Origin of the sequence: Lelliottia nimipressuralis (genome assembly GCF_004402045.1) — a bacterium.
Lineage (GTDB): Bacteria > Pseudomonadota > Gammaproteobacteria > Enterobacterales > Enterobacteriaceae > Enterobacter > Enterobacter chinensis.
Window position 1 is genome coordinate 213618 of record NZ_SOMG01000021.1, and the last position, 12894, is coordinate 226511.

Annotated in this window: 14 protein-coding genes; 2 read left to right on the top strand and 12 right to left on the bottom strand. The window is 55.1% G+C overall.

All coding sequences use genetic code 11. The features are described from left to right. Window positions 1-7 precede the first annotated feature (7 nt). Genes gspK through gspC form a run of 9 tightly spaced genes read right to left on the bottom strand, consistent with a single transcriptional unit; the run spans window position 8 to window position 8314 of the window. Entirely contained in the window at window positions 8-1024 is a 1017-nt protein-coding gene (gene gspK / locus E3U32_RS14005; protein WP_134349271.1) for a type II secretion system minor pseudopilin GspK, read from the bottom strand. Continuing rightward, window positions 1021-1641 (bottom strand): type II secretion system minor pseudopilin GspJ, encoded by a 621-nt coding sequence (gene gspJ / locus E3U32_RS14010; protein WP_134349272.1) that lies wholly within the window; start codon window positions 1639-1641, stop codon window positions 1021-1023. Before gspJ ends, gspK begins: the two co-directional genes overlap by 4 nt. Further along, complete coding sequence (gene gspI / locus E3U32_RS14015) at window positions 1638-2012, bottom strand: type II secretion system minor pseudopilin GspI (protein ID WP_134349273.1); 375 nt, start codon at window positions 2010-2012, stop codon at window positions 1638-1640. The genes gspJ and gspI overlap by 4 nt, the downstream gene beginning before the upstream one ends. Beyond that, the gene (gspH, locus tag E3U32_RS14020) at window positions 2005-2490 is read right to left on the bottom strand and encodes a type II secretion system minor pseudopilin GspH (protein ID WP_134349274.1); all 486 of its coding nucleotides are present in this window, start codon (window positions 2488-2490) and stop codon (window positions 2005-2007) included. The genes gspI and gspH overlap by 8 nt, the downstream gene beginning before the upstream one ends. Beyond that, entirely contained in the window at window positions 2490-2939 is a 450-nt protein-coding gene (gspG, locus tag E3U32_RS14025) for a type II secretion system major pseudopilin GspG (RefSeq protein ID WP_042716894.1), read from the bottom strand. The genes gspH and gspG overlap by 1 nt, the downstream gene beginning before the upstream one ends. 2 nt (window positions 2940-2941) lie before the next feature. Next, window positions 2942-4150 (bottom strand): type II secretion system inner membrane protein GspF, encoded by a 1209-nt coding sequence (gene gspF, locus E3U32_RS14030; protein WP_134349275.1) that lies wholly within the window; start codon window positions 4148-4150, stop codon window positions 2942-2944. Next, the gene (gene gspE / locus E3U32_RS14035) at window positions 4150-5628 is read right to left on the bottom strand and encodes a type II secretion system ATPase GspE (RefSeq protein WP_134349276.1); all 1479 of its coding nucleotides are present in this window, start codon (window positions 5626-5628) and stop codon (window positions 4150-4152) included. Before gspE ends, gspF begins: the two co-directional genes overlap by 1 nt. A 13-nt stretch (window positions 5629-5641) precedes the next feature. After that, window positions 5642-7570 carry a type II secretion system secretin GspD gene (gene gspD / locus E3U32_RS14040; RefSeq protein WP_134349277.1) on the bottom strand — a complete coding sequence of 643 codons (1929 nt, stop codon included), beginning with the start codon at window positions 7568-7570 and terminating at the stop codon, window positions 5642-5644. A gap of 12 nt (window positions 7571-7582) precedes the next feature. Continuing rightward, window positions 7583-8314 carry a type II secretion system protein GspC gene (gene gspC, locus E3U32_RS14045; protein ID WP_134349278.1) on the bottom strand — a complete coding sequence of 244 codons (732 nt, stop codon included), beginning with the start codon at window positions 8312-8314 and terminating at the stop codon, window positions 7583-7585. A gap of 299 nt (window positions 8315-8613) precedes the next feature. On the opposite strand from gspC, the gene E3U32_RS14050 reads away from it, so the two are divergent. Together E3U32_RS14050 and E3U32_RS14055 are read left to right on the top strand one after the other, a co-directional pair. After that, window positions 8614-10167: an ExeA family protein gene (locus tag E3U32_RS14050; RefSeq protein ID WP_134349279.1), complete on the top strand. Its 1554-nt coding sequence runs from the start codon at window positions 8614-8616 to the stop codon at window positions 10165-10167. Then, entirely contained in the window at window positions 10167-10775 is a 609-nt protein-coding gene (locus tag E3U32_RS14055) for a hypothetical protein (protein ID WP_134349280.1), read from the top strand. The genes E3U32_RS14050 and E3U32_RS14055 overlap by 1 nt, the downstream gene beginning before the upstream one ends. On the opposite strand, the gene E3U32_RS14060 is transcribed toward E3U32_RS14055, so the two are convergent. The 3 genes from E3U32_RS14060 to E3U32_RS14070 all read right to left on the bottom strand — a co-directional run bounded on the left by E3U32_RS14060 (window position 10772) and on the right by E3U32_RS14070 (window position 12808). Beyond that, window positions 10772-11395, bottom strand: a complete 624-nt coding sequence (locus E3U32_RS14060) for a helix-turn-helix domain-containing protein (RefSeq protein WP_134349281.1) — start codon at window positions 11393-11395, stop codon at window positions 10772-10774. The genes E3U32_RS14055 and E3U32_RS14060 overlap by 4 nt on opposite strands. 262 nt (window positions 11396-11657) lie before the next feature. Continuing rightward, entirely contained in the window at window positions 11658-12488 is an 831-nt protein-coding gene (locus E3U32_RS14065; protein ID WP_134349282.1) for an N-acetylmuramoyl-L-alanine amidase, read from the bottom strand. After that, window positions 12485-12808 (bottom strand): heavy metal-binding domain-containing protein, encoded by a 324-nt coding sequence (locus E3U32_RS14070; protein WP_023310944.1) that lies wholly within the window; start codon window positions 12806-12808, stop codon window positions 12485-12487. The genes E3U32_RS14065 and E3U32_RS14070 overlap by 4 nt, the downstream gene beginning before the upstream one ends. Window positions 12809-12894 lie beyond the last annotated feature (86 nt).

The following is a 12894-nucleotide window of genomic DNA, read 5'->3' on the forward strand; positions in this document are numbered from 1 at the left end:
TCTTGTGTTATTCAGCCATTCGGTAGCGGCGTTGCCAGGTAATAACCTTCCCGGCTTCATTATCAACATGAAGCTGGCTGACGACGCGCAGCGTTAAATCGTCGGTATTGCCGGTACTGTTGACCCGGAAATAGCTACTGTTCACCGCAAGCAACGCCTGAACCTGCTTGAGGGCGTCTTTGGTCTGCGGATAATTTGTCTCAAGCTCCTTCAGGAACGCCTCCATCGACTCCCAGCCCTCTTCCGGGCGGGAGGCGATAAGCCGGGCGGCCTCGTCTTCGCTCAGCGAGCCGATAAACAGCGCGGCCAGCAGCGGCGCCTGTTCCCTGGTCAACGTATTCACGTCCACCTTGCTGGCGCTGTCGGGTAAGGCACACAGCACTTTGCTGACCTTCCCGTAGGCCGCCGCCGGAAACGCGGGCAACAGCTTGAGTTCGCCCGGGGTGCGCATCATCTGATTCGCGGGCTGGCGCGCTGGCTGCACGCCAGCCCAGGCATCCGTCTCCAGCCCCTCTTTTGCCGTCGCGGTATCGCCGTCGAGATAGTCCAGCAGCTGCTGGTAAATCTCTTCAGCGTCACCCGCGGAAATGCCGCTGTCGGCCAGGAGCTGCTCGACGATGCGTTCTTTCACCGGTTTTTCCGGCAGGGCACCTGCGGTCTGTACCGCTGGCGTTTGATCTGCCGCCAGCAGGTTATTGACGTTAAAACAGGTCTGGGCATCCTCAGCCTGGCTCACCACGGTGTAGTTTTCACCTTCGGTTTCGACCGGCTCCGTCCATTCGCCCTTCGGCGACAGCCCTTTGCTCTCGCCGCTGGCGTAGGTCTGGAGCCGATCCTCAATCGTTTTTTGCTGGCTCTGAATGGACCAGCGCAGCTGCTGCTGGCTCACCTGATAGCGGGTTTTCTGCAGATTGCGGCAGAACTGCTGGCTGATTTTGGCGGCCAGGGCCGACATCATGACCAGCAAAATTAGCACCACCAGCAGCGCGACACCGCGCTGTTTTCGTACCGATTTTCCGCTCATTTATTCTCTCCTGACGGGGCGGGAACCGGCTGCGGTTGCGCAGGCGTCGCCGCATCCGGGATATTCCCCGGGGTAGTAAACACCCAGCGCCAGGTATCGCCGTTCTCCATGGTCAGCAGCAGCTCTACGCCGTCCGGCTGGTGTGCCGTATCGGTCCATTTGCTCTGCCAGCCTGCTTTCCAGAAACGCCACGACATCTCTTTAATATCGCTGAGGATCGGCACCTCTTCCGGCTTCGCATCCGCAGGGCCGTCGATGACTGGCCAGATGTCCCGCCACAGCGTTTTATCTTTTAACCGCCAGCGCACGCGCTCCAGCTGAACCTGACCGCTCACGCCGTTCAGCGTGGTCAGTTCCAGGCCGTCATCCCCCAGGACAAATACGTCAGGCTCATTGCGCGGGGCACGCGCCTGAAGCTGGAAGAAATCCCGCTCCAGCAGGTTATAGGCGCGCTGAAGCTGGTTTAACCGGGTGGCCGCCACGTCGGTGGCGTTAGACGTGCGCATCGCCCCGTCAAGGATTTGCCAGGCAAGCAAGCTGATGACCGCAAAGATGGTCAGCGCAATCATGATCTCCAGCAGCGTAAAGCCCTGCTGACGCTGAGTGTGCTTACTCATTTCGCCTCTCCGGGTTCCATCACCTGCAGGGTAATCACTGGCTTATCTTCATCGCCCTCGGCGTACACCTGCACCTCATCGGCAAAGCGATTTTCCGCGGTTTTTACCCGCTGCTTGCGCCAGGTCCAGTTTCTGCCGCCCATCGTTTCCGTACCCGTTTGCAGGGCATCCGGGAACGGCGTGTTGCTCAGTTTTGCCTCCGCCAGCTGGTTTTCCGCCACCCAGCTCGCCTGCAGCGAGTCGCCCAGGCCATGGGTGAAGCGCACGTTCAGCGAGACGGAGTTCATCAGCGCCAGCGCAGCGGTGGAGAAAATGACCAGCGCGACCATCACTTCCAGCAGGGTCATCCCCTGTTCTTTGCGTTTAGTCATCGTTCTCTACCGACACCGGTGATGCGCCCTGCGACACCACGCTAAAGCTCTGCTTTTTGTCGAAACTCTGCAGCTCAAGCCTGAAACGACTGATCTCCCCGTCCGGTAAAAAGACTATCTGCGGCGTCGCGTCCGTTGTGGCAGCAATGCGCTGCGGCGACAGCGAGACGTGCATCTCTTCCGGGAACGCGCCGTGGGTGACAATGCGCCCGGCGGTTAACGGCTCCCAGTGACGCTCGCCGTCTTTTTTGGCCCAGGCGACCAGCTGATATTCAGACGTTGTGACCACCAGTCCGACGATATTTCCGTCCATCACCGCGCGGTCTGAACCATATTCAACGAGGGCTTTTAACTGCTGACCGAAAATATCCGCACCGCTGCGTGAGGGAATAGTCGAAACGACCATCATGGCGCAGCTGGCAAATATCACCAGCGCCAGAATAATTTCCAGCAAAGTAAACCCACGTTGCTTATTCATTACTTCTCTTTTTTATCTAAAGACCAGTTGGTAATATCATCAGCCGTATTAGCTTCGGCATCCGGACCCGCAGAGAAAACATCCACCGCGCCATGTTCACCCGGGCTGACCAGAATATAATCATTGCCCCACGGATCTTCCGGCAGGCGGCGAATATAGCCGTCGTCACGGTAGTTTTTCGGGATCGGCGCGATTTCAGGTTTGGTGACCAGCGCCTGTAAACCCTGTTCGGTGGTGGGATAACGGTGGTTATCCAGCTTGTACATATCCAGCGAACCCTCCAGCGCCACGATATCGCTGGTCGCTTTCTGGCTGTCCGCTTTCTCTTTGTTACCCATTAAATTTGGCACCACCATACTGGCGAGGACGCCAAGAATAACGATGACCACCATTAATTCGAGCAAAGTAAACCCGGCCTGACGCTTCAGGCTATTTCGTTTTAAAGACATAGTTAACCCACCATATTATTGAGCTGAAGAAGTGGTTGTAATATTGACAGCACGATAAATAAGACGACTGTCGCCATTGTCACCACCAGTGCCGGTTCAAATACCGACAGTGTTAAAGTAATTCGATGCTGTAATGCCGATTCCTGGTTTTCCGCGGCGCGATCCATTAATGAACCCAATTCCCCGCTCTCTTCGCCGGAGGCAATCATGTACAGCATGGTTGGCGGAAAGAGTTTCGCCTGGTCCAGCGCGTTATACAGAGATGCCCCCTGACGCACGGTATCCGCCGCCTGCTCCAGCACCTGCCGGGCATAGAGATTTTCGATCCCGTCCATCGCGATATACATCCCTTCCAGCAGCGGCACGCTACTGGCCTGCAGAATGCTGAGCGTGCGGATATAGCGCGCGCTGTTGATGGCGCAGACCAGCTTTTTGATCGGCGAGCCGTTCACCAGCCAGCTGTTCCAGCGAAAACGGTTTGCTTTTTTCTTCAGCCACGCCTTAAAGCCCACAGCCGCGCCAAAGAAACCACCCGCAATGTAGATCCCGTACGCCTGCAGGAAATCGCTCACCGCGATCAGCGTGCGGGTGGTGATCGGCAGCTGCTGCTTCATATGCACAAACTGCTCGATCACCTGCGGCACCACCGCCACCAGCAGGATGCTGATGACCGCTACGGCGACCACCGTCAGGGTAATCGGGTAAACCATCGCCTGCGTCAGCTTGCTTTTCATCTTCTGACGCTGCTCGTTGTACTCCGCCAGCTTCTCCAGCACGTCGCCGAGGTGGCCGGTTTTCTCCCCGGCCATCACCAGCGTGCAGTAGAGCTTGTCGAAGGTGCGCGGGAACTGGCTGAAGGCGTCAAAGAGGGTATGGCCTTCCACCACTTTCTCGCGGATTTCGACCACCATCGCCGCCAGCTTTTTGTCTTCCGTCTGCTTCGAAATGGCCTTCAGGGCGCTTTCCAGCGGCAGCGACGCATTGACCAGCGTCGACAGCTGACGGGTAAACATCGACAGCACCGGCACCGAGAGTTTGGCCCCGGTTTTGGCTTTTGCGCTGGCCGCGTTTTCATGGGTTTCGGTGATGGTGAGCGGCATCAGCTTCTGCTCGCGCAGCGACTGGCGCACCTGCTTTGGCCCTTCCGCCTGCAGCGTGCCGCGCTGGGTTTTCCCGGCGGCATCGGTGGCGGTCCACGCGTAGAAAGCCATTATTCATCGCCTCCACGCTCGGCGGTCACGCGCATCACCTCTTCCAGCGAGGTGATGCCGCTGATGACTTTCATCAGGCCGTTTTCGCGCAGGCTGTAGGCCTGTTTGAAAAGCTCGGTCTCAATGGACATTTCATCTTTGTCTTCATGAATGGCGCGGCGCATGGTGCTGTCGACCACCAGAAACTCGTGAATGCCCGCGCGTCCCTGATACCCGCTCTGGCGGCAGTGCTCGCAGCCGACGGCGCGATAGATGGCCTTCGGCGGCGTATCCATAAAGCTAAACAGCGCTTTTTCATTGTCATCCAGCGGACTGGTGGTACGGCAGTGCGGACACAGCCGACGCACCAGACGCTGGGCAATGACGCCGAGTAGCGACGAACCGATCAAAAAAGATTCGAGGCCCATATCCCGCAGGCGGGTGATCGCCCCCGCCGCACTGTTGGTGTGCAGCGTAGACATGACCAGGTGACCGGTGAGCGACGCCTGCACCGCAATTTGCGCGGTTTCGCCGTCACGGATTTCCCCGATCATCACCACGTCCGGATCCTGACGCAAAATGGCGCGCAGGCCGCGGGCAAAGGTCATGTCCACGCGCGGGTTGACCTGCGTCTGTCCCACCCCTTCCAGCTCGTACTCAATCGGGTCTTCGACGGTCAGAATGTTGCGTTCATGCCCGTTCAGCGCCGAAAGGATGGCGTACAGGGTGGTACTTTTACCGGAGCCTGTCGGCCCGGTGACCAGGATAATGCCGTGGGGGCGACCAATCAGCCCTTTCAGTTTTTCCAGCTCTTCATCAATCAGTCCGAGCTTGTTGATATCCGGCTTCAGGTTGCTCTTATCGAGCAAACGCATGACCACGCGCTCGCCGTACTGCGAAGGAATGGTCGACACGCGCACGTCGATCGCTTTACGGCCAATGCGCAGCGAAATACGCCCATCCTGCGGCAGACGCTTTTCGGCAATGTCGAGCTTCGACATGACTTTAATGCGCGATACCAGCAGCGGCGCCAGTTTACGAGCAGGCTGCAGCACCGGGCGCAGCACGCCGTCAACGCGAAAACGGATGCTCAGCGTGCGCTCAAAGGTTTCGATATGGATATCCGATGCGCCGTCTTTCACCGCCTCGCCGAGAATGGCGTTGATCAGGCGGATCACCGGCGAGTTTTCGTCGTTATCGAGCAGATCTTCGTTGTCCGGGATCTCCTCGGTTAACGCCATCAGATCGATATCCGCATCCATGTCGTCCACCAGCTGCTGCGAAACGCCGCTGTTCTGCTGCCAGATTTTGGCCAGCATTTCATCGAACGCTTCGGCGCTCAGCGTCTCGGGCACAAAGGCGCGCCCCAGCACCCGGCGCATCTCCAGCAGGGCGAACGCGGGCACGTCTTCACGGATATAGACCACGTCGTTCCAGTACAGGATGCCGTTGTCTTTCGCGAAGCTGCTGGTGCAAAGCTGTTTCGTCAGTTCATCCACGCATCACCTCCGCTTACTCTTTGAAGGGGTTGCGGGACGCGGACGTCGCGGTTACGCCAGCGGGCGTCGCATGACTCTGCTTCGGATAAGCCGGCAGAACAGGGTTATCCGAGTTTTCGAGAATGCCGAGCTTTTGCTCTTCCATACGCTGCTGCTGACGTGCGCGGATCTGATCGTATTTCTCTTTCGTCGCCGCGCTGTAGTTGTCGTCATCACGCAGCACGGTAGTGTGGATAAATACCATCAGGTTGCGTTTCGACGTGTCCTGCGAGGTGTAGCGGAACAGCTGGCCCACCAGCGGCAGGTCGCCCAGCAGCGGCACCTTCGAGACGTTCTGTTTGTTGACGTTTTCCATCAACCCACCCAGCACGACCGTTTGTCCACTGTGGACCATCACTTCGTTATTGATGGTACGGGTGTTGAAGGTTGGGCCAAGGCTGGCGTCTTCGGTGGCGCTGGCGTCAACGCTGGACACTTCCTGCTCAATTTTCAGGTGGATCATGTCTCCGTCGTTGATCTGCGGAACAATCTTCAGCTTGGTACCGACGGTTTTACGCTCAACCGAGTTAAACACGTTGTCGCCGCTGGTGGTCTGGGAACCGGACAGCACCGGTACATCCTGACCGACGTTGAACGACGCTTCTTTGTTATCCAGCGTGACCACGCTTGGCGTGGAAAGAATGTCGTTCTTGCCGGTGGTCGACAGCGCGGTCATCAGCGCACCAAAGTCGCCGTTAAAGAAGCCGGTCGCCAGGCCCGTAAAGGAGGCACCTTTGATCGTGCCGTTTTTGATCTGGCTGATCGGCAGACCGGTCGAACCAAACTGCACGCCGCCGTGCTTGCCGGTCCACTGAACGCCTAAATCCATGCCATTACCGTCCTGCACTTCAGCAATGATGGCTTCCACCAGCACCTGCGGACGGCGAATATCCAGCTTGTCGATCACCTTCTCCAGCGAGTTCATCACGTTTGGCTGGGCGGTGATCACCAGCGAGTTGGTCGACTCGTCGGCGGTAATATTCAGGTCGCTTGCCGTTGGGGCTGTTTTGCTCTTCGGCGTCCCGGCTTTGTCTTTCAGCTGTTCGCCAATACCGGTGAGCACCGGCACCACTTTCGAGGCGTTGGCGTATTTCAGGTAGAAGACGCGGGTGTTGCCCTCGTTATTCTGCTCGCGATCGAGCTGGCCAATCAGCGAACGGGTACGCGCCCGCGCATCTTCGGTACCGCTGATCACCAGGCTGTTGGTTTCATCATCGGCCACCACTTTGGTCGCCAGCTGCGGCGCGTTCTGCCCTTTCTGCTCTTCGTTGTTGAGGTTGTTCAACATGTCGGAGAGCTCTTTGGCGGAGGCATAGCGCAGCGGCACAATTTCACGACGCTGCATGCCGGAACGATCCACACGCTCAACCAGGTCCACCAGGCGGTTCACCACCGAGGCTTTACCGGTTAACAGCAGCACGTTGGAGGGTTCAAAGTGCACCACGTTGCCAATGCCCGAGGCATCGTTCAGCTGGCGCAGCAGCGGGGCCAGCTCGCGCACCGGCACGTTTTCCATGCGCACCACGCGGGTGATGATCTCATCCCCTTTGCCCGGGTTTTTGCTGTCGGCCACCGGCACGCCGGCGGTACGAGCCACGCTGGAGCGCACCACTTTGACCATGCCGTTATCCATCGGGATGACCGACAGACCGTAGAGATCCAGCACGCTCAGGAAGAACTGATAATATTCATCTTCCGACAGCACGTTATAGGTTCTCACCGACACGGTGCCCTGAACGGACGGGTCGACGAGAATAGTTTTATTCAGATTGCGACTTACCGTATCGATAAATTCGCGAATATCAGTATTTTTAAAGCTGGCGCTAAAGTTGGCTGCAAGCAGCGAACTGGAATATAACGACAGTGCGGTCAGCGCCACGCACGCCCACGGAAATTTCTTCATGATGTACACTTGTTAATTGTTTAAAACATTAACCCGAATATTTTCAAGGTGAGCGTGCCGCCTTACGACGACCTCCGCCTCTTTCATTTTCGACCAGTTGGCGATGATATTTTTCGCCTGCGCTTCTTTCGTCATATCGACGTCGTTGACTTTCACCACCACGTCTCCTTTTTCCAGCCCTGTATCGCTGTAAAAAGGAGACGCATTCCGTGGGTTAATATTAAAGCCTTCCAGTTGGCCCTTATCGATTAACGGTTTTAACACCAGATAATCATCGAGATGCAGACTGTCGGCGCCGGCATCTTTTTTCGATTTGGTGGCCGGGCCGCTGTCAACGCCGCCCTTAAAATAAGCCGGTTTCTTGAGGGCCAGCGTCTGTTTCGCCCCCTCGTACTGCACAACCACACTATCTTTATTAATTTCATCAACATAAGCGTCGTTGAAGCCCGCAATAGGATCCCCTTCCCGGTAGCTCTGCTGCCCCGCAGGAGTCTTGATCACGGCAAACGACAGCCAGGATTCATCGCTACGAATAATGCCTTCGATTTCCGCTGAAAGCGGTGCTTTTACCGCCGCTGGCGTATCGCTTTGACGCACTGCGGCAGTGAAAAGCCCAAAGGATTTTTCCGCATTCGTTTTTTTTAGCGCCGGCTTATCCGCATTCGCTAACTTATTCGTAACTTTCTTATAATCTTTATAAACGACATACCCCTGCTGGCTGCAAAATATCAGCATGACAAGCATAATGCAGGGTGTCATTACACGGGAAAGGAGTGTATTCCTCATTATTTATCCGGCCTTTTAGCAAAGCAGTCATTCGCAGCGATGTGCTGCATCACTCAGGGAGCTAATAATAATCAGCCCTTTTAATATCGACTATCTGCTTCGCTATTAACTTTAATAAAGAAAATGATTGACCGGAAAAAAGAGGAATGTTAGAGCCCGACGGCAGGTTATTTTTACTCTGGTGTTAAATTGACCAGGACTGGTGCATCCCGTACTTTTCGCCCATTGCTATTAAAGAGAAGAGACGGTCAGTCGCTATGTATCAGAGTCATTTTAAATTCAGTACCCCTCCGTTCAGAACAGTCACCCGCAAATCGGGCGATTTTCTGGTGCCTTATCATCAGGATGTGTTCAATCTTCTGAAAGAAAAAAGCCAGCAGGCAGGGATCACCGGGCTCTTTTACCACGACAGTGAACTGCTGGGGCAGTTCAGCGATGCGCTGAAGAGCAGCAGCACCGTCGTCTCAATTAACGCGTTTCCAAAGCTGAGCGCCAACAGCCTGCTGTATAAGCTCAACCCGTCGGCGAAAGAGAGCAAAAATAAACTGCAGGCCGTGGATGCCGTGCTGCGCCAGTGGCGCGATACCCGCGCAACGCAAAAGGTGCTGGTCATCACTCACGCTGAGGCGATGAAGAACAACAGCTATGATGTGCTGGCCATGCTGCTGACGCGTGCCCAGGAGCTGGACGTGCGTTTGTCGGTCATCCTGATGGGCAGTGAAGATCGGGAGACGATGCTGACAGACTCCACGCTGCAGGAATTTGTTCTGACCAGCCACACCCTGCGCAACCTGACCTGCCGCGAATTCCTGAGCTATGTTAACGCCCAGTGCCAGGAGCACGGCGCTGACGTCTCCCCGCTGACGCCCGCTCGCGTGAAAAAGATCCACGCCCTGACCAAAGGCAACGTCAGCAAGCTGAACGAGTTGGCGCACCTTTCCATGCTGGCCGCGTGGACCGAACGCGCGCCAAACGTCGGACCGCGTCATTTGCGTCTGGCCGCCGGTGAAGTGCTTCCGGCACCGAAACGCGGTAAAGCGCTGGCCTCCATCGGGCTGTTCGCCTCCGTTCTTTTCGCCGCCTGCGGCTGGATGATGACCCCTTCCATCACGGCAAAACTGCCGGTCGTGCTGCCGGTACCGGCCAGCTGGAAACAGCCGGCTAAAACGCCTGACGCGCCGGTATTGCCGGTTATCGAACATGAAGTGGTAAACCAGCCTGATGCCATGCATCAGCTTTACGCCATGTGGGGGTATGACGCTTCAGCAGACGACGCGCTGTGTCAGAATGCCGGTAAAGTGAACCTGATGTGTAAACAGGGAAATGCCTCCCTGGACTCGCTGGCGAATGAAGGGTATCCGTGGGTCAGCGAAATGAAAACGGGCGATCATATTAACTACGCCGTGGTGGCGCGAGCTGGAAAAGAATCCCTCGATCTGCTGATGAATAACCGAACCTGGCAGGTGAGTCGCACCTGGTATAACCAGCATGCGACGGGCAATTACACCGTCCTGCATCGCCTGACGCCGCAAGGTAAAGACGAAATCACCGCCGCCAGCGACAGCAAAGATCTCGAGTGGCTGGATCAGCAGCTGAGCGTGGCGCTGGGCGAAAGCGAAACGCACGATAAAAACTGGACGGCGGAGCTGATGAAACGCACCCGTGAATTCCAGCAGAAAATGCACCTTCACGTCGATGGTATTCCGGGCGAAGACACGCTGATGCAGCTGATGCGCGAAACACATACCACGCCGAGCGTGTTGATCCAGTCAACCCAGGCCAACCCGACTACGCAAGAGAAACACGCATAATGTCTACCATCTGTCTCGCTGCCCAGCGCAGCTATACCACTGGAGAACCGGTCTGGTTCTCATGGCGTTTACCGTCGTTCAGTAAAATCCTCAGCGTGACTGCGCTGTGGTGTCTTGGGCTGTGTGCACTGATCGTGGCCGGTCTTTATGCACACGTTTACTGGAATTTGCGCTACCCGACGCCCGTGATAAAAAAGGTGAGCGTGGCGAAACCGGAAACCACGCTTTCTGATATGCATTACGTGTACGTGACGAAGCCGTTCCCGCATCCGCATCCAAAACCCCAGCCGGTAAAAATGCAGGAAAATCTGCCACCGATGGACAATATGCCCATTAATAGCGACGAAAATGACTGGCAGCAGGCACCCGATGGCGCATTACCGGATAGCCCCGTCGCGCACGACACCTCGCGCGATACCTTACCCGGCACCGAGGCACACGAACAGGCGATGAAATCAGATGACGACAGCTCATTAAAAGAATTGTTTATGCAGGCGCTAAAACAGCAGCAGGATGATATGTCGAAGGGAAAAATGCCCGCGCCACCGGTTGATGAAACGCAGAAGGCGTCGCCTTCTGTAATAAAAGGAGACGCCGGAGGGGATTAATATTTTTCAGGTAAGGTCGTCAGGCTGAGCAGTCGCCCTTTTTCCACCACAATATATTGACCCTTTTTCAGGTCAGAAAGGATTTTTATAATGGTGCTGCGTGCCAGGTTGGTGTATTCCTGAATGTAATCGTAAATATTAATATCACGCTGATGCTGAACAATTAGATCGTTAATTTCGATCAGGAATTCACGCACTACGGAATAGGCACTGCGGGCAACTAAAACATCGTCACGCTTGCTGAGCAAACAGATATACCATGCCAGCACTTTGGTTAACTCAGGCCACAGACTATGCTGGGTCATTAAACGCTGGAAATCTTCTTTATTAATTGTACGGATAACCGTATTACTGCGAACCACGCCGTGCATATGTGCAGAGTTATAAAAAATGGCGGAGAGACCAAAAATACATTGTCCCTGCAGGGTAAACATACATAAATCATCGGAGGAACGTCGAAATTCAACTTCACCGCTAACAATTATATGAATATCATCTGAATTAGCCGTTGAAATTTTTTGCCATTTCTTTAACGTTTTTTCCTCATACCCTGAGGTTGCTTCAATAATGGCTTTCATTTCATTGTGGGGACGCGTGCTTTTACCAAAAATAGTTAACATTGTTATACCTAATTAAGATGTTTAAATGAGAAATTGTGCGGCAAACATTAATGTTGCCGAAAAGTTAATTTTGCATTCTTTTAAAATTAAAAAAACCAAATCAACGCTGTTTTTTTAAATTGATTCATGTAGTGAATCGATGGGTCCATCTTAATTGAGGGCGATTTTAAATCAATTAACTTAAAATGAATTGAGAATGTACTTAAGATTAATCTGAAGAGCATTCATAGCTAATCTATTTGTTCAGGGTATTCCTGAAGGATTACCCCTGCCCGTACTTCTCTAAAAGGGCTTCTGCGATAGCCATCGTTTCGACGTCAGCGACGCCGTTCCACAGCTGAGGACGGAAATGCATCTGGAACACCATGATGACCCGTTTCTGCTGCGCGGGGGTGCTATTTTCGGGCACCTCGTAGCCGTAACGCGCCAGCAGATCGAGTAACGCGGCGGTATCTACCGCCTGATAGCGCGGTCGGCTATTGATATAGAACGTGACGCGATCGGGATCGGGCCAGGCGCCAATCCCCTGCTGCGCCAGCTCGCGCCACGGGAACAGCGGGCCAGGGTCGTCTTTGCGCTGCGGCGCAATGTCCGCATGGGCCACCACGTTCTCAGGTTTGATGCTGTAGCGGGAGATGATGTCTTTGGCGAGCGGCACCAGCGCCGCAATTTGCGCAGGTGCGAACGGCGTAAAATGCTTCACCCCGGCCGTTTTCTGCCAGCCACGGTTCTCCAGCTCAATGCCCACCGACGTATCATTAATCCGGTTGGTGCCGCGCCAGAAGCTGATCCCCGCATGCCAGGCCAGTTCGCTTTCAGGCACCAGCTGCCAGATACGCGGCTTACCGTCCGGTGCCGGGGGGTTGGCAGGGATCAAATAGTGAGAGCTGACGTTTTTATCCGTCAGCGTGGCCAGCGAGCTGTCAAAATCATCCGCGGTGTAGTGGATTACCAGCACCTTTATGCGCGGGTATGCCGCCTGCGCCTGATGACGTGTATCCAGCTCGTAGGTACCTTTATCGATAATCCCTTTTTCCGTGACGCATCCTGCCAGCAACAGCGCCAGCAGGAGTGTGGCAAACGCACGCCTCATCGGAGGGTTTTCACCGCCGTACCGCTTACGCTCACCATCAACATGCTGGCATCTTTCCCGACCGTTTCGTAGTCGATATCGATCCCCACGACCGCATCAGCGCCGAGGGCTTCCGCCTGCTCGCCGAGCTCTTTAAAGGCGATCTCGCGCGCTTTGCGCAGCTCTTTTTCATATGCGCCAGAACGGCCGCCAACGATATCGCGGATACCGGCAAAAAAGTCGCGGAAAATATTGGCGCCGAGAATTGCTTCACCGGTGACCACGCCGCAATACTCGGTTATGGTCTGCCCTTCCAGGGTTGGCGTTGTTGAAAACTGCATGGTTTCTCTCCTTCTTTAGCGTTCAATGCCTTAGGCACAGCATTATCGGTTCGTTACGCTATGATTGAAAGGATAGTTAATAAATA